Origin of the sequence: Pseudomonas sp. OST1909 (assembly GCF_015277575.1) — a bacterium.
GTDB classification, from domain to species: Bacteria; Pseudomonadota; Gammaproteobacteria; order Pseudomonadales; family Pseudomonadaceae; genus Aquipseudomonas; species Aquipseudomonas synxantha_A.
This window is the reverse complement of record NZ_CP063780.1, coordinates 959805-980311: the sequence shown is the minus strand read 5'-3', so window position 1 is coordinate 980311 and position 20507 is coordinate 959805. Positions and strand designations below refer to the sequence as shown.

The 20507-nt window shown below is 60.8% G+C and carries 20 protein-coding genes; 12 read left to right on the top strand and 8 right to left on the bottom strand.

From position 1 onward, the window contains the following. Nucleotides 1-24: 24 nt before the first annotated feature. Nucleotides 25-1374 carry an aspartate aminotransferase family protein gene (locus IH404_RS04215; RefSeq protein ID WP_005784493.1) on the bottom strand — a complete coding sequence of 450 codons (1350 nt, stop codon included), beginning with the start codon at nt 1372-1374 and terminating at the stop codon, nt 25-27. 126 nt (nt 1375-1500) lie between these two features. On the opposite strand from IH404_RS04215, the gene IH404_RS04210 reads away from it, so the two are divergent. The 6 genes from IH404_RS04210 to IH404_RS04185 all read left to right on the top strand — a co-directional run bounded on the left by IH404_RS04210 (nt 1501) and on the right by IH404_RS04185 (nt 7588). Further along, entirely contained in the window at nt 1501-2421 is a 921-nt protein-coding gene (locus IH404_RS04210) for a LysR family transcriptional regulator (protein ID WP_003188270.1), read from the top strand. An 87-nt stretch (nt 2422-2508) separates the two neighbouring features. Continuing rightward, the gene (locus IH404_RS04205) at nt 2509-3903 is read left to right on the top strand and encodes a nucleobase:cation symporter-2 family protein (protein WP_194440000.1); all 1395 of its coding nucleotides are present in this window, start codon (nt 2509-2511) and stop codon (nt 3901-3903) included. 87 nt (nt 3904-3990) lie between these two features. Continuing rightward, nucleotides 3991-4650 (top strand): TetR/AcrR family transcriptional regulator, encoded by a 660-nt coding sequence (locus IH404_RS04200; RefSeq protein WP_005784489.1) that lies wholly within the window; start codon nt 3991-3993, stop codon nt 4648-4650. Between the two features lie 12 nt (nt 4651-4662). Further along, nucleotides 4663-5244, top strand: coding sequence for a YigZ family protein (locus tag IH404_RS04195; RefSeq protein WP_005784487.1), 582 nt, complete (start codon nt 4663-4665; stop codon nt 5242-5244). A 55-nt stretch (nt 5245-5299) separates the two neighbouring features. Continuing rightward, entirely contained in the window at nt 5300-5986 is a 687-nt protein-coding gene (locus IH404_RS04190) for an SDR family oxidoreductase (protein WP_194439999.1), read from the top strand. A 243-nt stretch (nt 5987-6229) separates the two neighbouring features. Next, entirely contained in the window at nt 6230-7588 is a 1359-nt protein-coding gene (locus IH404_RS04185; protein ID WP_194439998.1) for an 8-oxoguanine deaminase, read from the top strand. Between the two features lie 73 nt (nt 7589-7661). Here the strand turns inward: IH404_RS04185 and IH404_RS04180 are convergent, their stop codons facing one another. After that, on the bottom strand, nt 7662-8753 hold the full coding sequence (locus IH404_RS04180) for a calcium:proton antiporter (RefSeq protein WP_005784481.1): 1092 nt from the start codon (nt 8751-8753) through the stop codon (nt 7662-7664). Nucleotides 8754-8946: 193 nt separating this feature from the next. On the opposite strand from IH404_RS04180, the gene IH404_RS04175 reads away from it, so the two are divergent. Further along, the gene (locus tag IH404_RS04175; RefSeq protein WP_005784479.1) at nt 8947-9900 is read left to right on the top strand and encodes an adenosine deaminase; all 954 of its coding nucleotides are present in this window, start codon (nt 8947-8949) and stop codon (nt 9898-9900) included. A gap of 128 nt (nt 9901-10028) precedes the next feature. Here the strand turns inward: IH404_RS04175 and IH404_RS04170 are convergent, their stop codons facing one another. The 3 genes from IH404_RS04170 to IH404_RS04160 form a co-directional block, all read right to left on the bottom strand. Continuing rightward, nucleotides 10029-11399, bottom strand: coding sequence for an MFS transporter (locus IH404_RS04170; RefSeq protein WP_194439997.1), 1371 nt, complete (start codon nt 11397-11399; stop codon nt 10029-10031). A gap of 100 nt (nt 11400-11499) precedes the next feature. Next, the gene (locus IH404_RS04165; RefSeq protein ID WP_194439996.1) at nt 11500-12186 is read right to left on the bottom strand and encodes a helix-turn-helix transcriptional regulator; all 687 of its coding nucleotides are present in this window, start codon (nt 12184-12186) and stop codon (nt 11500-11502) included. Nucleotides 12187-12320: 134 nt separating this feature from the next. Beyond that, on the bottom strand, nt 12321-13250 hold the full coding sequence (locus IH404_RS04160) for a LysR family transcriptional regulator (RefSeq protein WP_194439995.1): 930 nt from the start codon (nt 13248-13250) through the stop codon (nt 12321-12323). Nucleotides 13251-13383: 133 nt separating this feature from the next. On the opposite strand from IH404_RS04160, the gene IH404_RS04155 reads away from it, so the two are divergent. Continuing rightward, nucleotides 13384-14397 carry a zinc-binding alcohol dehydrogenase family protein gene (locus IH404_RS04155; RefSeq protein WP_005784471.1) on the top strand — a complete coding sequence of 338 codons (1014 nt, stop codon included), beginning with the start codon at nt 13384-13386 and terminating at the stop codon, nt 14395-14397. Nucleotides 14398-14541: 144 nt separating this feature from the next. Continuing rightward, nucleotides 14542-14724 carry a hypothetical protein gene (locus IH404_RS04150; RefSeq protein ID WP_005784470.1) on the top strand — a complete coding sequence of 61 codons (183 nt, stop codon included), beginning with the start codon at nt 14542-14544 and terminating at the stop codon, nt 14722-14724. An 8-nt stretch (nt 14725-14732) separates the two neighbouring features. On the opposite strand, the gene IH404_RS04145 is transcribed toward IH404_RS04150, so the two are convergent. Beyond that, nucleotides 14733-15926, bottom strand: coding sequence for a multidrug effflux MFS transporter (locus tag IH404_RS04145; RefSeq protein WP_005784468.1), 1194 nt, complete (start codon nt 15924-15926; stop codon nt 14733-14735). Nucleotides 15927-16014: 88 nt separating this feature from the next. Beyond that, entirely contained in the window at nt 16015-16212 is a 198-nt protein-coding gene (locus IH404_RS04140) for a cation transporter (protein WP_057010836.1), read from the bottom strand. A gap of 147 nt (nt 16213-16359) precedes the next feature. Between IH404_RS04140 and IH404_RS04135 the strand changes: the two genes are divergently transcribed. The 3 genes from IH404_RS04135 to cueR all read left to right on the top strand — a co-directional run bounded on the left by IH404_RS04135 (nt 16360) and on the right by cueR (nt 19406). After that, on the top strand, nt 16360-16740 hold the full coding sequence (locus tag IH404_RS04135; RefSeq protein ID WP_032878074.1) for a hypothetical protein: 381 nt from the start codon (nt 16360-16362) through the stop codon (nt 16738-16740). Nucleotides 16741-16806: 66 nt separating this feature from the next. Continuing rightward, nucleotides 16807-19008, top strand: a complete 2202-nt coding sequence (locus IH404_RS04130; RefSeq protein ID WP_194439994.1) for a heavy metal translocating P-type ATPase — start codon at nt 16807-16809, stop codon at nt 19006-19008. Further along, nucleotides 19005-19406: a Cu(I)-responsive transcriptional regulator gene (cueR, locus tag IH404_RS04125; RefSeq protein WP_003188242.1), complete on the top strand. Its 402-nt coding sequence runs from the start codon at nt 19005-19007 to the stop codon at nt 19404-19406. Before IH404_RS04130 ends, cueR begins: the two co-directional genes overlap by 4 nt. Nucleotides 19407-19534: 128 nt before the next feature. Here cueR and IH404_RS04120 read toward each other — a convergent pair whose 3' ends face one another. Further along, a complete protein-coding gene (locus IH404_RS04120; RefSeq protein WP_005784460.1) occupies nt 19535-20434 on the bottom strand; it encodes a PA4780 family RIO1-like protein kinase in 900 nt (299 codons plus the stop codon). Between the last annotated feature and the right edge of the window lie 73 nt (nt 20435-20507).

Below are 20507 nucleotides of genomic sequence, written 5' to 3'. Positions count from 1 at the left end.
AATTGTTCTATATAGAAGGAGAAATCAGTCGATCTTGTTCAGCACTTCGCCGACCGCGTCAAACAGACGGTCCAGGTCCTGCGGCTTGCTGTTGAAGGTTGGCCCGAACTGCAGGGTGTCGCCGCCAAAACGCACATAGAAACCGGCCTTCCACAATGCCATGCCGGCCTCGAATGGACGCACGATGGCATCCCCATCACGCGGGGTAATCTGGATAGCACCGGCCAGGCCGTAGTTGCGAATGTCGATCACATTCTTGCTGCCCTTCAAACCGTGCAGCGCATTCTCAAAGTGCGGTGCGACTTCGGCTACGCTCTGCACCAGGTTTTCTTTCTGCAACAGGTCCAATGCCGCCAAGCCCGCCGCGCAAGCCACCGGGTGCGCCGAGTAGGTGTAACCATGGGGAAATTCCACCGCGTACTCCGGCGTCGCCTGGTTCATGAAGGTCTGGTAGATCTCGCTGCTGGCAATCACCGCGCCCATCGGAATAGCGCCGTTGGTGACTTGCTTGGCGATGCACATCAGGTCCGGGGTCACGCCGAAGCTGTCGGCACCGAACATTGAGCCGGTGCGGCCAAAGCCTGTGATCACTTCGTCGAACACCAAAAGGATATTGTGCTGGTCGCATATTTCGCGCAGGCGCTTGAGATAACCCTGCGGTGGCACCAATACGCCAGCTGAACCGGCCATCGGCTCGACAAACACCGCTGCGATGTTCGACGCGTCATGCAGCTCGATCAGCTTGAGCAACTCATCGGCCAAGGCAATACCGCCCTGCTCCGGCATGCCCCGGGAGAAGGCGTTGCTGGTCAGCAAGGTGTGAGGCAGGTGGTCGACATCCATCATCGCCTGGCCAAACAGCTTACGGTTACCGTTCACACCGCCCAGGCTGGTACCAGCGATGTTCACGCCGTGGTAACCACGGGCGCGACCAATCATCTTGGTCTTGGTGGCCTGACCTTTGAGGCGCCAGTAGGCCCGCACCATCTTCACCGCCGTATCGGCACATTCAGAGCCCGAATCGGTGAAGAACACATGATTCAGGTTGCCTGGGGTCAGGTCGGTGATCTTTTCCGCCAACTGAAAGGACAACGGATGACCGTATTGGAAGCCTGGGGAGTAGTCCAAGGTGCCCAATTGCTTGGCGACCGCCTCCTGGATTTCCTTGCGCGTATGCCCGGCGCCACAAGTCCACAGGCCCGACAACGAATCATAAACCTTGCGCCCCTTGTCATCGGTCAACCAACTGCCTTCAGCGGCCACGATCAGGCGCGGGTCGCGCTGGAAGTTGCGGTTGGCGGTGTAGGGCATCCAGTGCGCATCCAGCTTGAGTTGGCTGGCCAGGGTCGATGGGGCGTTTTCGGGCATGTTCATCAGCAAAACCTCGCAAGGCAAAAGGCAGCGTCGGGATTGAAAAAGCTTGGTTGCAGCTAAATTGCCACGGGGATAAAGTCGGTGAAATCCAACTCTTCTAACCTTCAGTCAGGACTTCACTAAACTATGAGCAGCCGTCGTCCCGACCCTTTGGCCCAAGTCAGCGACTTCGACATTCGCTTGCTGCGCATCTTTCGCAGCGTGGTGGAATGCGGCGGCTTCTCGGCGGCAGAGACCGTGCTCGGCATCGGCCGCTCGGCCATCAGCCAGCAGATGAGCGACCTGGAGCAGCGGCTCGGCCTCAGACTTTGCCAACGCGGCCGCGCCGGTTTTTCCCTGACGGAGGAAGGCCGCGAGGTTTATCAATCAGCCCTGCAATTGTTGAGCGCCCTGGAAAGCTTTCGCACCGAGGTCAACGGCCTGCACCAGCATTTGCGCGGCGAGTTGATCATCGGCCTCACCGATAACCTCGTCACCCTGCCGCATATGCGCATCACTCACGCACTGGCGCAATTGAAGGAACGCGGCCCGGACGTGCAGATCCAGATCCGCATGATCGCCCCCAATGAAGTGGAACAAGGTGTACTTGATGGCCGTCTGCATGTCGGCGTGGTGCCCCAGGCCAGCGCCCTGTCGGGTCTGGAATACCAACCGCTGTACAGCGAGCGCTCACTGCTTTATTGCGCGGTCGGGCACCCGCTGTTTTATGCCGACAACAAACAACTCGATGACGAGCGCATCGACAGCCAGGACGCCATCGCCCCTACCTTTCGCCTCCCCGCAGAGATCCAGGCCCACTACCAGGCGCTCAACTGCACGGCCAGCGCTTCGGACCGTGAAGGCATGGCGTTCCTGATCCTCACTGGCCGCTATATCGGCTACTTGCCCGATCACTACGCCAGCCTGTGGGTGCAACAAGGCCGACTGCGCGCGCTGAAACCGGCTACACGTTTTTACGATTTGAGCCTGGCATCGGTCACGCGCAAAGGCCGGCGCCCTCATTTGGTGCTGGAAAGTTTCCTTGAAAGCCTGGCCGCGACGCGCTAACTCGGGCCTCACGCAAAAAGCTGAGCACATGGACAGCTTTTTGCAAGGCACAGGGACCTTGAACCGTCCGCCTCGAGTCTACCCGCCATGCCACCAGAATCTGCCAGCCCCAGCGACCTGATCTACGGCCTCAACGACCGCCCCAAACCACTGCCGGCTCTATTGGCAGCACTGCAACATGTGCTGGCGGCGTTCGTCGGCATCATTACTCCGCCGCTGATCATCGGCTCCACGCTCGGCCTCACCGCCCACCTGCCCTATCTGATCAGCATGGCGCTGATGGTGTCCGGCGTAGGCACGTTCATCCAGGCACGCAGGCCGTATGGTATCGGCGCCGGTATGATCTGCCTGCAAGGCACTAGCTTTGCGTTTCTCGGCGCGGTGTTGGCGGCAGGCTTTCTAGTCAAGCAACGCGGCGGCAGCCCGGAAGACATTCTGGCGATGATCTTCGGCGTGTGCTTCTTCGGCGCGGCGGTACAGATCGTGTTGAGCCGCTTCATTGGCCAACTGCGTCGTGTCATCACCCCCCTTGTAACGGGGATCGTCATCACGTTGATCGGCATCAGCCTGATCAAAGTGGGGATTACCGACCTCGGCGGCGGTTTTAATGCGCCAGACTTCGGCGCCCCTGCGAACCTGGCACTCGGCCTGTTCGTGGTACTGACAATCATCCTGCTCAACCGCTCCGATACCCCGTGGGTACGCTTGAGCGCCATTATCATCGGCCTGGCCCTGGGGAGCCTCGCGGCGTGGTTCAGCGGTAAACTGGTGCCCCAAGCCCTGCCCGACTTGCCCTTGATCAGCCTGCCGATGCCGTTCCGATTTGGTTTCAACTTTGACTGGAGCGCTTTCCTGCCGATTGCGCTGATTTATCTGATCAGCAGCATCGAAACCGTCGGCGACCTCACGGCCAATTGCATGATCGCCCGCCAACCCATCAGCGGTGCATCTTATATAAGCCGGCTCAAGGGCGGCGTGCTGGGCGATGGCGTGAGCTGCATGATTGCCGCCACCTTCAGCGCGTTCCCCAACACCACCTTTGCCCAGAACAATGGCGTGATCCAGCTCACCGGCGTGGCCAGCCGTTACGTCGGTTTGTATATAGGTGTGCTGCTGTTCTGTCTGGGCCTGTTTCCATTGATCGGCGCCGTACTGCAGCAAATCCCCAAGCCGGTGCTGGGCGGCGCGACCCTGGTGATGTTCGGCAGCGTGGCCGCCGCCGGCGTGCGTATCCTCGCCCAGGCGCCGCTGGATCGACGCAGCATGTTGATCATTGCCACCTCGTTTGGCGTCGGCCTGGGTATCGCCGCTCAACCCAACTTGCTGCACCTGATGCCGACACTGGTACAGAACCTGTTCGACTCGGCCATCACCAGCGGCGGCCTCACCGCCATCGTATTGTGCCTGTTGCTGCCGGAAGCCAAGGCGAGTACATGCGCTACAAACCCAACAGCGCAAAGCGAAAGCCTGGAGCCGCTTTGACGGTTTTATTGCATCGGGACTTGTCTGAGGCTTGAGGGTGGGTTATCTGTGCACACGTCGCCTTTATCGATCAGCACGGAAACCTCCATGAGCCTCGAAGTTCCTGCCCACAGCAACCACGCCGGTAAACCCGCCAGCCGCATTCGGCAAAAGAACGAACAAGCTATTCTCCAGGCTGCTGAAGATGAATTCGCCCGCCATGGCTACAAAGGCACCAGCATGAACACCATCGCTGCCAGTGCCGGGCTGCCCAAGGCCAACTTGCACTACTACTTCACCAACAAGCTGGGCCTGTATATCGCGGTGCTCAGCAATATCCTCGAATTATGGGACAGCACCTTCAACGCGCTGACCGCCGAGGATGACCCGGCCGTGGCGCTTGCGCGCTACATCCGCACCAAGATGGAGTTCTCACGGCGCCAACCACAAGCCTCGCGGATCTTCGCCATGGAGATCATCAGCGGCGGCGAATGCCTCACCGAATATTTCGGTCAGGACTATCGCGCCTGGTTCAGTGGCCGAGCCGCGGTGTTCCAGGCGTGGATCGACGCCGGCAAAATGGACCCCGTCGATCCCGTGCACTTGATCTTCCTGCTGTGGGGCAGCACCCAGCACTACGCCGACTTCGCCACCCAGATCTGCCGAGTCACCGGTCGCACCAAGTTGACCAAGCAGGACATGGAAGACGCCGGCACCAACCTGATCCATATCATTCTCAAAGGCTGCGGCATCAAGCCGGCCCTATAAACGAAGCGAGTTATGTCTTTTACGCTGACAGGCTTTTGTGAGTTTCGTGAAGAAATACGCAAAAGCCGCTTTATCACCTTGGCGGCGCCGATCACCAGCCCGCCGGACGCCCAGGCGTTTTTCGAGCAGCACAGCGACCTGAACGCCACGCACAACTGCTGGGCCTGGAAGCTGGGCGATCAATACCGCAGCAACGACGACGGCGAACCCGGTGGCACCGCCGGGCGACCGATCCTCGCGGCTATCGAGGCCCAGGGGTTCGATCAGGTCGCGGTGCTGGTGATCCGCTGGTACGGCGGCATTCAATTGGGTACGGGCGGACTCGCCCGCGCCTACGGTGGTGGCGCAAACAAATGCCTGCAAAATGCCGAGCGCATCGAACTGATCAGCCGTGTGCCCCTGAGCTGCGCCTGTGGGTTCTCCGAGCTGAATCTGGTGAAGCTGCGCGTCGCCGAACTTGGCGGTTTGGTGCTGGAAGAAACCTTCACCGCCAACGGCGTAGAGCTACACCTTGCACTGGCAGAGGCACACATCGATACCTTACAAACCCAGCTCGCCGACCTGAGCCGTGGGCGCATCCTGCTGCAACGCTGAAACTGCTACTGTTATGCGCTGAACTCCCTGAACCGCGATTTCAAAGGAAGCCTTCATGTCTACGCCAAAAACCGCACTGATCATCGGCGCCTCGCGCGGGCTAGGCCTTGGCCTGGTCAAGCAACTGCTCCAGGATGGCTGGGACGTCACCGCCACCGTGCGTGATCCGCACAAGGCCGATGCCCTCAAAGCTGTGGGCCCGGTGCAGATCGAGAAATTGGATATGGACGATCAGCAAGCCGTGATCGCCCTGGCCCAACGCTTGAAAGACCGCACCTTCGACCTGCTGTTCGTCAACGCCGGCGTCAAGGGCCCGGCGAACCAGGAGCCAGGCCACGCCACCCTCGCAGAGGTCGGCCAGCTGTTTTTCACCAACGCCGTGGCGCCGATCAACCTGGCCCAGCGCTTTGTCGGGCAGATCCGCAAAGACACCGGCGTGCTGGCGTTCATGAGTTCGGTGCTGGGCAGCGTGACCATTCCTGACGGTTCGGACCTGGCGCTGTACAAGGCCAGCAAGGCTGCCCTCAACTCAATGACCAACAGCTTTATCACCCAGTTGGGCGACCACAAGCCGACGGTTCTGTCGCTGCATCCGGGCTGGGTGAAAACCGACATGGGCGGAGAGAACGCACATATCGACGTCGACACCAGCGTGCGCGGCCTGGTGGATCAGGTAAATGCCTACACCGGCAAGGGCGGCCATCACTTCGTGGACTACAAGGGCGACGCCATCGCCTGGTAAATACACTGATCAACCTGTGGGAGGGGGCTTGCTCCCGATGGCTGAGTGTCAGTCAATGCTGTGTGGACTGGTCCACCGCTATCGGGAGCAAGCCCCCTCCCACCCTGTCCCTGCTCCTACAGCTAGACCCCGCAATGAACTACACGTAATCTAGCCACCTCGCCCTCCCCGGCGACCCTGGATCAGCAGACAGGGCAACACTGAGCTGGCAAACCTGAACCCATCATTCAGAGGAGCCGGCCAATGCCTGCGACCCGTATCTGGTTAAAAAACCCCCTCGCGATTTTCACTGCCAATGGCCTCGATGCCCGTGGCGGCCTGGTGCTGCAAGACGGTGTGATCACCGAATTACTGGCCCAGGGCCAAGAACCGGCACAGCCCTGCACGCAGGTGTTCGATGCTCGCGAACATGTGGTCCTGCCCGGGCTGATCAACACTCACCATCATTTCTATCAAACCCTCACCCGCGCCTGGGGCCCGGTGGTCAACCAGCCGCTGTTTCCCTGGCTGAAAACCCTGTACCCGGTATGGGCTCGGCTTACCCCGGAAAAACTCGCCCTGGCCAGCAAAGTCGCCCTGGCTGAATTGCTGCTGTCGGGCTGCACCACGGCGGCCGACCACCACTACCTGTTCCCCGATGGTTTGGAAAACGCCATTGATGTGCAAGTGGGCAGCGTGCGCGAACTGGGGATGCGCGCCATGCTCACCCGCGGCTCCATGAGCCTGGGCGAAGCCGATGGCGGCCTGCCACCGCAGCAGACCGTGCAACAAGGCCAGGTCATTCTTGACGACAGCCAGCGCCTGATCCGCGAATATCACGAGCGGGGTGACGGCGCGCAGATTCAGATTGCCCTGGCTCCGTGCTCGCCGTTTTCCGTCACCCCCGAGATCATGCAAGCCAGCGCCGAATTGGCCAACCGCCTGGATGTGCGCCTGCATACCCACTTGGCGGAAACCCTCGACGAAGAAGACTTCTGCCTGCAACGCTTCGGCCTGCGTACCGTGGATTATCTCGACAGCGTCGGCTGGCTCGGCCCACGCACCTGGCTGGCCCATGGCATTCACTTCAACCCGGATGAAATCGCACGCTTGGGCGCCGCCGGTACGGGGATCTGCCATTGCCCAAGCTCCAACATGCGCCTGGCTTCCGGTATCTGCCCGACCCTGGACCTGCTTGCCGCCGGCGCGCCCATCGGGCTGGGCGTGGACGGCTCGGCGTCCAACGATGCCTCGAACATGATCCTTGAAGCGCGTCAGGCCCTGTACATTCAGCGCCTGCGTTATGGCGCAGAAAAGATCACCCCAGAAGGCGTGCTGGGCTGGGCAACCAAAGGTTCGGCACAGTTGCTGGGCCGAACGGACATCGGTGAATTAGCCGTAAGCAAACAGGCTGACCTGGCATTGTTCAAACTCGATGAACTGCGTTTCTCCGGAAGCCACGATCCGATTTCAGCGCTGCTGTTGTGCGGTGCGGATCGGGCGGATCGAGTGATGATCGGCGGCAAGTGGCGGGTGATCGACGGCCAAGTCGAAGGTCTGGACCTGAAAGGCTTGATCGCCGATCACACCCAGGCGGCTCGCCAACTCATCGCCGGCACCTGAGCCAGGCGCCGATCAAAATGTGGGAGCGGGCCTGCTCGCTCCCACATTGGGTCTACGGCGTCATCAAAAACAGTTACAGCCCCAACAGCGACAACATGATAAAAGTCGCAAACAACACGAAATGGGTCATCCCCTCGATGGCATTGGTTTCGCCATCGTTGAGGTTGATCGCGCTGACAATCAGCGTGATAAACACCATCACCGTCTGCACCGGCGTCATTGCCATCTGGAACGGCTGGCCGCTATAGAGCGCCATGGCTTCCATCACCGGCACCGTCAGGATCACCGTAGACAACGAAGCACCCAACGCGATATTCACCACCGACTGCATACGGTTGGCCAATGCAGCGCGCAATGCCGTCAGAATTTCTGGCGCGGCCGAGATAGCCGCCACCACAATCGCCGTGATCACCGGCGGCGCGCCCGTGCCTTCCAGGCCCAGATCCAGGGTTTTGGACATCACCTCGGCCAACGCGCCAATCACAATCACGCCAAACACCAACGTGCCTATCGAGAACGCGAGGTTAACGGGCGGTGTGTGTTCTTCTTCGGTTGATTTCTTGCGGCGTTTTTCCGGGTAGCTGTAGCTGAAGAAATAACTGTGTGGGCCTACCTGCATCCTCAGGAACAAGGTGTAGAGCACCACCATCGCGCCAATGGTGAAGGCCGAGTAAATTTTCCAATCGGCCTCGGGGATAAATTCCGGCACCACCATCGACACGCCCATGGCGGTGAGGATCATCACGCTGTAGGTGCGCGCCGAGTCATCGTTGTAGGACTGTTCGCCATGCTTGATGCCACCCATCAAGGCGGCCAGGCCGAGAATACCGTTGATATCCAGCATCACCGCCGAGTAAATGGTATCGCGCACCAGGGTGGGTGATGGCTCGTTGCTCATCATGATCGCCAGGATCACCACTTCCACCAACACGGCCGCGAGGGTCAGGATCATGGTGCCGTAGGGGTCGCCAACCTTTTCTGCCAACTGCTCGGCGTGGTGGGCTACGCGCATTGAGGCCATTACGATAAACGCGATCAGCGCAGCACCGGCCAGCAGGGCCACCAGTTGCCCACTGTGGAGCATCCAGTGCTCCAGCGGATAAGCCGCAATGGCGGCAATCAGCGCCAGCAGCATGAATTTTTCTTGCTTGAGGTGTGTGAGCATTACGGGCCTTTTCGTGCAGCGAATCAGTCATTGATGGGGTACAGACTGCGCCAAGCCGCTAACGTTTCGTTACACCTTAGTTCAGCTCACTCTTGCGTGAGTGACACAAATACTCTCCTGCTGGTCAGGTTTTGCCGATTATTTCAGCCATGGCCTGTAGAATGCCGCCATTGCACCTGATGAGATTTTAACTATGTACGATTGGCTCAACGCCCTGCCCAAGGCTGAACTGCACCTGCACCTGGAGGGTTCGCTGGAGCCTGAGTTGCTGTTCGCCCTGGCCGAGCGCAACAAGATTGCGCTGCCGTGGAACGACGTCGACACCCTGCGCAAGGCCTACGCCTTCAACAACCTGCAAGAGTTTCTCGACCTGTATTACAAAGGTGCCGATGTGCTGCGCACGTCCCAGGATTTCTACGACCTGACCTGGGCCTACCTGCTGCGCTGCAAGGCCCAGAACGTGATCCACACCGAACCGTTCTTCGATCCGCAAACCCACACCGACCGTGGCATCCCGTTCGAAGTCGTGCTGAACGGCATCGCCGCTGCGCTTAAAGATGGCGAGCAGCAACTGGGCATCACCAGCGGCTTGATCCTCAGCTTCCTGCGCCACCTGAGCGAAGCCGAAGCCGAGAAAACTCTCGACCAGGCCCTGCCGTTCCGTGACGCGTTCGTGGCCGTGGGCCTGGACAGCTCGGAAATGGGTCACCCGCCGAGCAAGTTCCAGCGCGTGTTCGACCGTGCCCGCCACGAAGGCTTCCTCACCGTCGCCCACGCCGGCGAAGAAGGCCCGCCCGAGTACATCTGGGAAGCGCTCGACCTGCTGAAAATCCAGCGTATCGACCACGGCGTGCGTGCCATTGAAGATGAACGTTTGATGCAGCGCATCATCGACGAACAGATCCCGCTGACGGTATGCCCGCTGTCCAACACCAAACTCTGCGTGTTCGACGACATGGCCCAGCACAACATTCTCGACATGCTCGAGCGTGGCGTGAAAGTCACCGTAAACTCGGACGACCCGGCCTACTTCGGCGGTTATGTCACCGAGAACTTCCACGCGCTGCACACCTCCCTGGGCATGACCCAGGACCAGGCCAAACGCCTGGCGCAGAACAGCTTGGATGCACGTTTGGTAAAACCATAACCGAACAAGCGCTGCTCAACATGTGGGAGGGGGCTTGCCCCCGATGGCGGTGGGTCAGTCACAGATGTGTTTACTGACACGCCCTCATCGGGAGCAAGCCCCCTCCCACATAGGTTTTGCGCTGATCTTTAGATTTGGGTGAGCTCTTCCAGCGTCTTGCCCTTGGTCTCCATCCCGAACACCCACACCACCAGCGCCGCCACGGCAAAGCACAACGCGCCCAAGACAAATACCCCGCCCTGCCCGGTTATCGGAAATACCAACCCGGTCACCAACGGCCCCAGCAACGAGCCTACGCGGCCAATCGCTGACGCAAATCCGGAACCTGTAGCTCGCGCCGAAGTGGGATATAGCTCCGGCGTGTAGGTGTACAGCACCGCCCACATGCCAAACAGGAAAAACTGCATCAACAGCCCGGAGGTGATCAGCAGGGCCACATTGCCGCCAAACACAGCACTTTGCCCATACAGAAACGCCATCACCCCGCCACCCAGCAGCGTCACCACGCACACCGGTTTACGCCCCCAGCGCTCGACCAGCCAGGCCGCCATCAAAAAGCCGGGGATCCCGCCCAGGGAAATGATCACCGTGTAATACACCGACTGGGTCACGGCGAAACCCGATTGCTGCAATAGCGCGCTCAACCACGACGTCAGCCCGTAGAACCCGAGCAAGGCAAAGAACCACACGCTCCAGATCATCATCGTGCGTTGGCGGTACTGCGCCGACCACAGCTGCTGGAACGCAGAAAAGAATGTACCCGGCGTACTCTCTACCCATGGCAGGACCATCGGCTCCGGCAAATCGGCGCGGCCCAGGGAATCGCGTACCTTCTGCTCGATACCCAGCAATACCTTGTCCGCCGCTTCGTGGCGCCCGGCCTGTTCCAGCCAACGCGGCGACTCCGGAATAAAGAAGCGGATGGCCAACACAAACACCGCCGGTACAGCCAACACCAGGAAGATGTCGCGCCAACCAATCACCGGCAGCAAAAAGTACGACAGCACCCCGGCGGCTACAAAGCCCAACGGCCAGAAACCATCCATCAACGCAATGTAACGCCCGCGCCGTTTGGCGGGAATCAACTCCGACAGCATCGACTGAGCAATAGGAAACTCCATGCCCATGCCAATGCCCAACAGGATCCGAAACAACGTCAACGCCTCCACCGTCTGCGCCGTGGAGCACAGGTAACTGGCCACGCCCCACAACACGATGCTCCACTGAAACACCGGTTTGCGCCCAAAGCGATCCGCGAGCATTCCAGAAAGAGAAGCACCCACCACCATGCCGAAAAAACTCGAACTGGCCAGCAACCCGGCCTGGGCCGTGCTCAAGCCAAACTCGGTTTTGATCGAGCCCAACAGAAAGGTCATCATCGCCAAGTCCATGGAGTCGAAGAAAAACGCCAGGGCAATGATGATGAAGATGACTCGGTGGTAGCCGCTGATGGGCAACCGTTCCAGCCGCTGCGCTGCGCTATAACCCTGCCTGACCATGCCGCATCCCCCCGTATGAAAAATCCCCTTGGCGAGTGTGCGGCATCGTTTGTCCAGGCTATTGCTGGATGCGACCTGATTGCAGCTCTGAACGACGCGCTTAACGTGCCGCCAGCCGGCTGATCTCCCTGAGCCCTGCCTCGTTGATTGACAAGGCACGCGACTCGTTGATCACGCTGATCCAGTTGGCCTGCAGAAACAGCTGCATCAACCCCGCCCCCAATGCTCCGCCCAGATGCGGTTGCTGCTGGCTCCAGTCGAAACAGTCGCACACCAGCGGCGCTGCCAGGGCCTGGATAAAAATCCCCAGGTCCGCCAAATGCTGCGCGCCCTTGACCGTAACCTCGGTACGCTGCTCATGGCGCTCGAACCATCCAGCCTCAAGCATCCGTTGATACAACTGCGCCGCCAACTCGCCGCCGAGATGGCCGTGACACCAGCGGGCACGGCGCAACAACTGCGGTGCCATCAGTGCCGGCGGCAAGGCTTGCGGTGTACTGCGCGCCGCGCTGGCCATGGTGGTGCTGGCCAGTGCATCAATGGCGGCACTCACATCCGCAGCCGCCACGCGAAACAAGCGCTTGCCACGTCGGGCCTCGATCCGCAGCAAACCGCTGCCGGTCAGCCGCGCCAAATGGGCATTGGCCGACGCCGGCGACAAACCGGCCAGCGTTGCCAGCTCTTCTGAAGACTTCGCCGAACCGTCCATCAGGGCCCAGAGCATGGCCGTGCGTTTGGGCTCGGCAAGCAAGCTGGCGATCTGACTGATGCAAGGTGCTGCTTCCATGTATTCACTCCCTGTAAGACCATTTTTCTGCTGCGGTTGACGCCAAAGTATAGGTGCGCACGCTGCAGGTTCCGCGGCCTCCGACAGCTCGGATCAGGACAGGGCATGAGTGAAACTTCCGATCATTACGCAGGCTATTGCCCAGTCGCCGTTCGCCCCGGTCGTTGCGCCGCCAAGGTCGCACACCGGGACACGAGCATGTCCCGCAGCAGATTGATGGGTTTGCTCAATTGCGCACGATGGGCACATAGCAAGTTGAGCGGTGTGCGCTCGCCCTGCAACTGCGGCAGGATCAAACGCAAGCGCCCGGCCAGCACGTCGGTGCTGATATCCAACCAGGATTTGTAAGCGATGCCCATGCCCGCCACCGCCCAGCGCCGCACCACATCGGCGTCATCACTGAACCGGTCACCACTGACCGTCAGGCTCACATGGCGCTTGCCGTCATAAAACCCCCAATGGTCATGCACCCGGCTGCCGAGCATGTACAGCAGGCAATTGTGCTGGGCCAGTTGCTCCAGATGCTGGGGTTCGCCATGCCGGGCGAGGTAGCTCGGCGCGGCGCACAGCACACGAATATTGTCCGGGGCGATGGGCAGAGCCACCAGGCTGGAATCTTCGGGTTCACCATAGCGCAGGGCTATGTCCACTGGCTGGCGGAACAGGTCGGCAATGCGATCGCCCAGCAACAGGCGCACGTTCAGTTGCGGGTGTTGCTGCTGGAACTCATCCAGCCACGGCAACAGCTGGTTGCGCCCGAAATCCGACGGCGCCGACAATTGCAGCACGCCGCTCACATGATCCTGGCCACTGGCCAATAAGCGCCGGCCATCGTCCAGCGCGCTTAATGACGCACGCGCATACTCCAGGAAGCCCTCGCCTTCGGCGGTCAGGCGCAGGCTGCGGGTGGAGCGCGCCAGCAAACGCGTGCCCAGCTGCTGTTCGATACGCTTGAGCGCGGCGCTGGCCACTGCCGGTGACAGGTCCATCACCCGTGCCGCCGCCGACAGGCTGCCCAGGTCCGCAGCACGTACAAACAACTGCAAATCATCAAAACGCAGCATGGAATTCCGCCCATTATCAAAATTTGGTTGAAACAGACTGCTGTTTTAGCCGCTTTTATCTGCGTAGGAAATAGCCAATCATCTGCCCATCCCGTTCTTAGCTATATCACTCAGACCTTTTACCGGAGCCCTCATGAAAGCCATTGCCTACTACACGTCATTGCCGATCAATGATCCAAAATCCCTGCAAGATATAGAGCTGCCGGAGCCCGTGGCCGGCCCGCGCGACCTGCTGGTGGAAGTCAAAGCCATCTCGGTCAACCCGGTGGACACCAAGGTGCGCCACAACGTCGCCCCGGAAAATGGCGACGCCAAGGTGTTGGGCTGGGACGTGGCCGGTGTGGTCAAGGCGGTCGGCAGCGATGTGACGCTGTTCAAAGCCGGTGACAAGGTGTTCTACGCCGGCTCCCTGGTGCGCCCAGGCGGCAACAGCGAACTGCATACGGTCGATGAACGCATCGTCGGCCATATGCCCAAAAGCCTGGGGTTTGCCGAAGCGGCCGCGCTGCCGTTGACCGCCATCACAGCGTGGGAACTGCTGTTTGAACGTTTGCAAATACCCGAAGGCAAGGAAGATCACGGCCAGAGCCTGCTGATCGTCGGCGCTGCCGGCGGCGTGGGGTCGATCCTGACCCAACTGGCCAACCAACTCACGGCGCTGAAAGTCATCGGTACCGCCTCGCGCCCCGAGACTCAGGAATGGGCCAAAGCCTTGGGCGCCCACGTAGTGATCGACCACAGCCAGCCGCTGAGCGAAGCGCTGAAACAGGCAGGCCTTGGGCAAGTGACCCACGTCGCCAGCCTGACCCAAACCGAGCATCACCTGGATCAACTGGTGGAAGCGCTGCAACCCCAAGGCAAGCTGGCGTTGATCGACGACCCCAAGGCGCTGGATGTAAGCAAGCTCAAGCGCAAGAGCCTGTCGCTGCACTGGGAGTTCATGTACACCCGCTCGATGTTCGAGACGCCCGACATGATCGAGCAGCACAACCTGCTTAACCGCGTGGCCGATCTGATCGACGCCGGCACCCTGAAAACCACGGTGGGCGAGCATTTCGGTGTGATCAATGCAGCCAATGTGCGCCGTGCCCACGCGCTGCTGGAAAGCGGCAAGGCCAAGGGCAAGATCGTGCTGGAAGGGTTCTAAAAAACGCTGTCAGTGTCGTCCGTTATACGTGTAGGTAATGGACGACACCATTAGTCCGAGAGTTGATCTTCGTCATATTTGTGAGGGGATTCGGGTTTATATTGGCCGCCTTTGCCACGATTCTTTTACGTGAGGAAGTCAGCAATGAAAATCCTGATAAAAGCGTTAGCAAAATCCCCAGGCAAGCTATGGCAAGTTCGTCTCGACGGCGAAGCCATCACCTTCCGCAGTGAAGCCGAGGCCCGCGCCTTCGTTGACACCCTGCAAGCGCGGATCCAGGCCCCCCACCGTTTCCCCCTCGGCCAGCAGCGCTCTGCCGCTGGCTGACCCGTCTATCAGACCTGCGCCTGCGTGGCCCTTGCCCGTTGCAGGCGCTGGGTCGACATTGCAATCGTTACCGCCAGCACGCCGCACAAGCTGATGACCATGGCCATCGGCATCGCCGTACCATCATGCAACACGCCGACCAGCGACGCCGCACCCGCCGCCACGCCGAACTGGATACACCCGAGCAACGCCGAGGCACTGCCCGCCCGTGCGCCTTGCCCGCTCATGGCACAGGCCGAGGTGTTCGGCAAAATGCAGCCCAGGCTGGCGATGCAGATAAACAGCGGCACCAGCAACGGCCACAGCGCCTCAGTGCGCAGCGCGGCAATCCCCAGCAGCGTCAACGCCGCCGCCACGTAGACCCACACCGTACGCGACAGCAAAAACGCCGGGCCACGCTTGGCCAGCAACCGCGCATTCAACTGCGCCACCAGGATAAAGCCGGCGGCGTTGGAACCGAACAGCCAGCCGTAATGCTCGGCAGGCACGCCGTAGAGTTTGATAAATACGAAGGGGGAGCCGGCGATGTAGGCAAACATCCCGGCAATCGAGATGCCGCCGGTCAAGGCATAGCCCAGGTACACGCGGTCCGACAACAGCGAGCCGTAGCGGCGCAACGAACCAGACAGTGGCTGGCGCGGCTGATCGGCCGGGAAGGTTTCCGGCAAGCCGACTGCCACGGCGATAGCCGCCATCACGCTGAACAACGACAGTGCCAGGAAAATCGACTGCCAGCCCCACACCCCGACCATCAGCCCACCCGCCAATGGCGCAAGGATCGGCGCCAGGCCGGTGACCAGCATCAGTTGCGAATACACCTTGGCCGAGCCCACTGCGTCGCACTTGTCACTGACCACCGCCCGGGAAATCACCATGCCCGCGCAACCACCAAGGGCCTGCACGAAACGCGCACCGATCAGCCACTCCAGCGACGGCGCGTAGGCACAGGCGAAGGATGCGATGGTAAACAACGTGACGCCGCTGAGCAGCGGCACGCGCCGACCGAAACGGTCAGCCAGCGGGCCGTAGATCAATTGACCGATAGCCAGGCCGGCGAAATACACCGCCAGGGTCAGTTGGATATGTTTTTCGTCAGTGGCAAAGGCCGTGGCCATGGCCGGAAAGCCCGGCAGGTAGAAGTCGATCGCCAACGGCGCGAAGGCGCTCAAGGCGCCCAGAATCAGGATTATGCGAAGGTTCATCAGACACCCAAGTGAGTCGGCAGCTCGACAGTCTAGCCGCGCTTGGGTGCCGTGAACATTACGTTAGGTCGCTAACGATCAGAAAAAATCACGCCAGTTTGGCGGTGTAGCCCTCCTCGGTGATCAGTTGGATGACCTTATCCGAGGGCAGACTGCTTGCCACGCGCACTTCTTTAGCGCCCAAATCTACTTCGACACTCGCTGCCGGGTCCTGGCTCTGTACCGCCTGGGTCACCGATCGAACGCAATGGCCGCAGGTCATTCCTTCAACATTGAATATTTGCATGACATGACTCCTTTGATGAGGTTGAACCCAGTCTCAAGCTTGCCATGATGGCAAGGTCAAGTTTCAAAAAAATCGGCCGGGCTGGTATTCGCAGGCGACGTCGGCCAAGCTTCAACTTTCCTCGCTGTGAACCATGGAGCATTCGCCATGCGCTGGTCGTTTTTTGCCCTTGCCGGCCTGATGAGCTTGTCTGCCGCTGCGCCCCAGGCCCTCGCCGCTGAAGATTATGCGGTGCTGATCATTTCCCGCGAACGCCTGGAAGTACCCACCAATTGCGAAATCGGCCTGTATCTTCAGGACCAACTGGCCGGACGCCTGTTCCAGGAACAAGCCACCTCGTTCAATCTGCCCGCAGGTAACGTGTCGCTGCGCCTCAAGCTATTGCCAGGCCAGTCCCCGGGCTGCCAGCCAGGGATGCTGGCGCCAGCGGCGCAGAACATTACGTTGAAAGCCGGGGATGTCCGCAAATTGCGTATTGCCCAGGGCCAGGACGGCATGTACCTCAAACCTGCCGCATTGGAATACTGAAGACGCTTGACCTTCCCCACAGGTTAAGGTTGATCCTAGTGGCAACTTCTTCTGGAGGACTGCCTCATGAATGGATCCACCACATTTGACTTGCCCATCGGCGGCATGACCTGCGCCAGCTGTGCCGGCCGCGTCGAACGCGCGCTGGGCAAGGTGCCGGGGGTGCAGCGCGTGAGCGTCAACCTGGCCAACGAACGCGCCCACATCGAAGTGCTCGGCCAGATGGACGCCAGCGTACTGATCGCCGCAGTCGACAAGGCCGGCTACACCGCCACCCTGCCACAAAGCGAAACCGCCACCGAAGCCGACCAGGCCGGGCGCCTGCGCCGCGAGCGCTGGGCGCTGGTGGCGGGGATTGTGCTGGCGCTGCCCCTGGTGCTGCCGATGCTGGTAGAACCCTTCGGCCTGCACTGGATGCTCCCGGCCTGGATACAGTTCGCCCTGGCCACACCGGTGCAATTCATCCTCGGTGCGCGCTTCTATGTTGCCGCCTGGAAAGCCGTACGCGCCGGCGCCGGCAACATGGACCTGCTGGTGGCAATCGGCACCAGCGCCGGCTACGGCCTGAGTATCTATGAATGGCTCACCGCCGCCCCCGGCGTGACGCCGCACCTGTACTTCGAAGCTTCAGCGGTGGTCATCGCTCTGGTGCTGCTGGGCAAATACCTGGAAAGCCGCGCCAAGCGCCAGACCGCCAGCGCCATCCGCGCCCTTGAAGCCTTGCGTCCGGAACGAGCGATCCGCGTGCTGGATGGCCGCGAAGAAGACGTCGCGATCAATGCCTTGAAGCACGGTGACCTGGTGCTGGTCAAACCCGGCGAACGCTTCCCGGTGGACGGCGAGGTGGTGGAAGGCCAAAGCCATGCCGATGAAGCGCTGATCAGCGGCGAAAGCCTGCCGGTGCCGAAACAGCCCGGCGACCCGGTCACCGGTGGTGCCATCAACGGTGAAGGCCGTTTGCTGGTGCGCACCCTGGCCCTGGGCGCGGAGAGCGTGCTGGCGCGCATCATCCGCCTGGTCGAAGACGCCCAGGCCGCCAAGGCACCGATCCAGAAACTGGTGGATAAAGTCAGCCAGGTGTTCGTACCGGCCGTGTTGGTCTTGGCGCTGATCACCGTAGTGGGCTGGTGGTTGTATGGCGCATCGCTGGAAACCGCGATCATCAATGCGGTCGCCGTGCTGGTGATCGCCTGCCCTTGTGCCCTGGGCCTGGCCACGCCGACCGCGATCATGGCCGGCACCGGCGTCGCAGCACGCCACGGTATTCTGATCAAGGATGCCGAAGCCCTGGAACGCGCCCATGCCGTGAGCGCCGTGGTGTTCGACAAGACCGGCACCCTGACCTCCGGCGCGCCAAAAATTGCGCACCTGGCGGCGGTGGACGGCGATGAAGCCCTCTTATTGCAACAGGCCGGCGCCTTGCAACGCGGCAGTGAACACCCGCTGGCCAAAGCCGTGCTGGATGCCTGCCAAGAGAAAGGTCTGGACGTGGCCGATGTGAGCGCCAGCCAATCCCTGACCGGACGCGGCATTGCCGGTACGCTGGACGGTCGCCCACTGGCGCTGGGCAATCGACGCCTGCTGGAGGAAACCGGTCTGGACGCAGGCGATTTGGCTCAGCGTGCCAAGGAATGGGAAGCCGAAGGCCGCACCTTGTCCTGGCTGATCGAGCAAAGTGCGCAACCGCGTGTACTGGGCCTGTTTGCGTTTGGCGACACCCTCAAGCCCGGCGCACTTGAGGCGGTGCAACAACTCAAGGCGCAGCACATCAGCAGCCACCTGATTACCGGCGATAACCACGGCAGTGCACGGGTCGTGGCGCAGGCGTTGGGGATCGATGACGTGCACGCCGAAGTGCTGCCGGCCTACAAAGCTGCCGCCGTTGCCGAGCTGAAAAAAACCGGGGTGGTGGCCATGGTTGGCGACGGTATCAACGATGCCCCGGCGCTGGCCGCTGCCGATATCGGCATTGCCATGGGCGGCGGCACCGATGTGGCCATGCACGCCGCCGGTATCACCCTGATGCGCGGCGACCCGCGCCTGGTGCCAGCCGCGCTGGAGATCAGCCGCAAGACTTATGCAAAAATTCGACAGAATCTGTTCTGGGCCTTTGTGTATAACTTGATCGGCATTCCCCTGGCCGCCTTCGGCCTGCTCAACCCGGTACTGGCTGGGGCTGCCATGGCCTTGTCCAGCGTCAGCGTGGTGAGCAATGCACTGTTGTTGAAAACCTGGAAACCCAAGGACCTGGAGGATCAACACCCATGAACATCGGCCAAGCCGCCCGCACCAGCGGGCTGAGTGCAAAGATGATTCGCTACTACGAATCCATCGGCCTGCTGAAAACGGCCCATCGCACCGATAGCGGCTACCGTGTGTATGGCCACGACGACCTGCACACCCTGACGTTTATCAAGCGCTCGCGGGACCTGGGGTTTTCATTGGAAGAGGTCGGCAAGCTGCTGACCTTGTGGGAAGACCGGCAGCGGGCCAGCGCCGACGTAAAAGCCCTGGCGCGCCAGCACATAGACGAGTTGAACCACAAGATTCGCGAGCTGGGGCAACTGCGCGACACCTTGCAGGACCTGATGGAGCACTGCCAGGGCGATCATCGACCCGATTGCCCGATACTCAAGGAATTGGCAGCGGGCAACTGCTGCGCCTGACCGGATAAACACAAAACCCAATGTGGGAGCTGGCTTGCCTGCGATAGCATCACCTCGGTGTCACTGATACACCAAGGGGTCTGCATCGCAGGCAAGCCAGCTCCCACATTGGAACGCGCCGTTTTGAGTTACTGCATCCAAGGCGGCGGTGGCGGTTCGTCCGGCACTTTGCTCGGTGGCGCATCGTCTGCCGCGCGAATCGCCTGGCGACGCTCTTCATCCAGCCGCGCCGCTTCGATTTCGCGGATCACACCGCCCACGTCCGCCAGTTCTTCCGGTTCGTCGAACTCACCGGTCAACACACTGGCCGGGTGCAAGGTGCCGGCTTCGTACAGCGCCCACATTTCCTTGGCGTACTTGGTCTTCTTCAGCTCCGGGGCAAAGCGTCCAAAGTAGGAAGCCATGTTGCCCACGTCCCGCTCCAGCATGTTGAAGGCGTGGTTGTTGCCCGCCGCATCCACTGCCTGGGGCAGGTCGATGATCACCGGGCCCGTCGGCGTAAGCAGTACGTTGAACTCGGACAGGTCACCATGCACCAGGCCGGTGCACAACATCAGCACGATCTGCGAGATCAGGAAGGCGTGGTACTCGCGCGCCTGGTCCGGCTCCAGTACCACGTCATTCAAACGCGGCGCTGCATCACCGTACTCGTCGGCCACCAGCTCCATCAACAGCACGCCCTCAAGGAAGTCGTACGGCTTGGGCACGCGAACGCCGGCACCGGCGAGACGGAACAGCGCCGCCACTTCGGCGTTCTGCCAGGCATCTTCGGTTTCTTTCTTGCCGAACTTGGAGCCCTTGGCCATGGCCCGGGCCTGGCGGCTGTTACGGACCTTTCGGCCTTCCTGGTATTCGGCCGCCTGACGAAAACTTCGTTTGTTCGCCTCCTTGTAAACCTTGGCGCAACGCAATTCGTTGCCGCAGCGCACCACATAAACAGCTGCTTCTTTACCACTCATGAGTGGGCGCAGCACTTCGTCGACCAGACCGTCTTCGATCAGGGGTTCAATGCGTTTAGGAGTCTTCATCAGCTTTTATTGTGGGTCCTGTATTACCAAACACGCGTGTGGCACTCGTTATACGGCAATCAGCTCGCCGGTG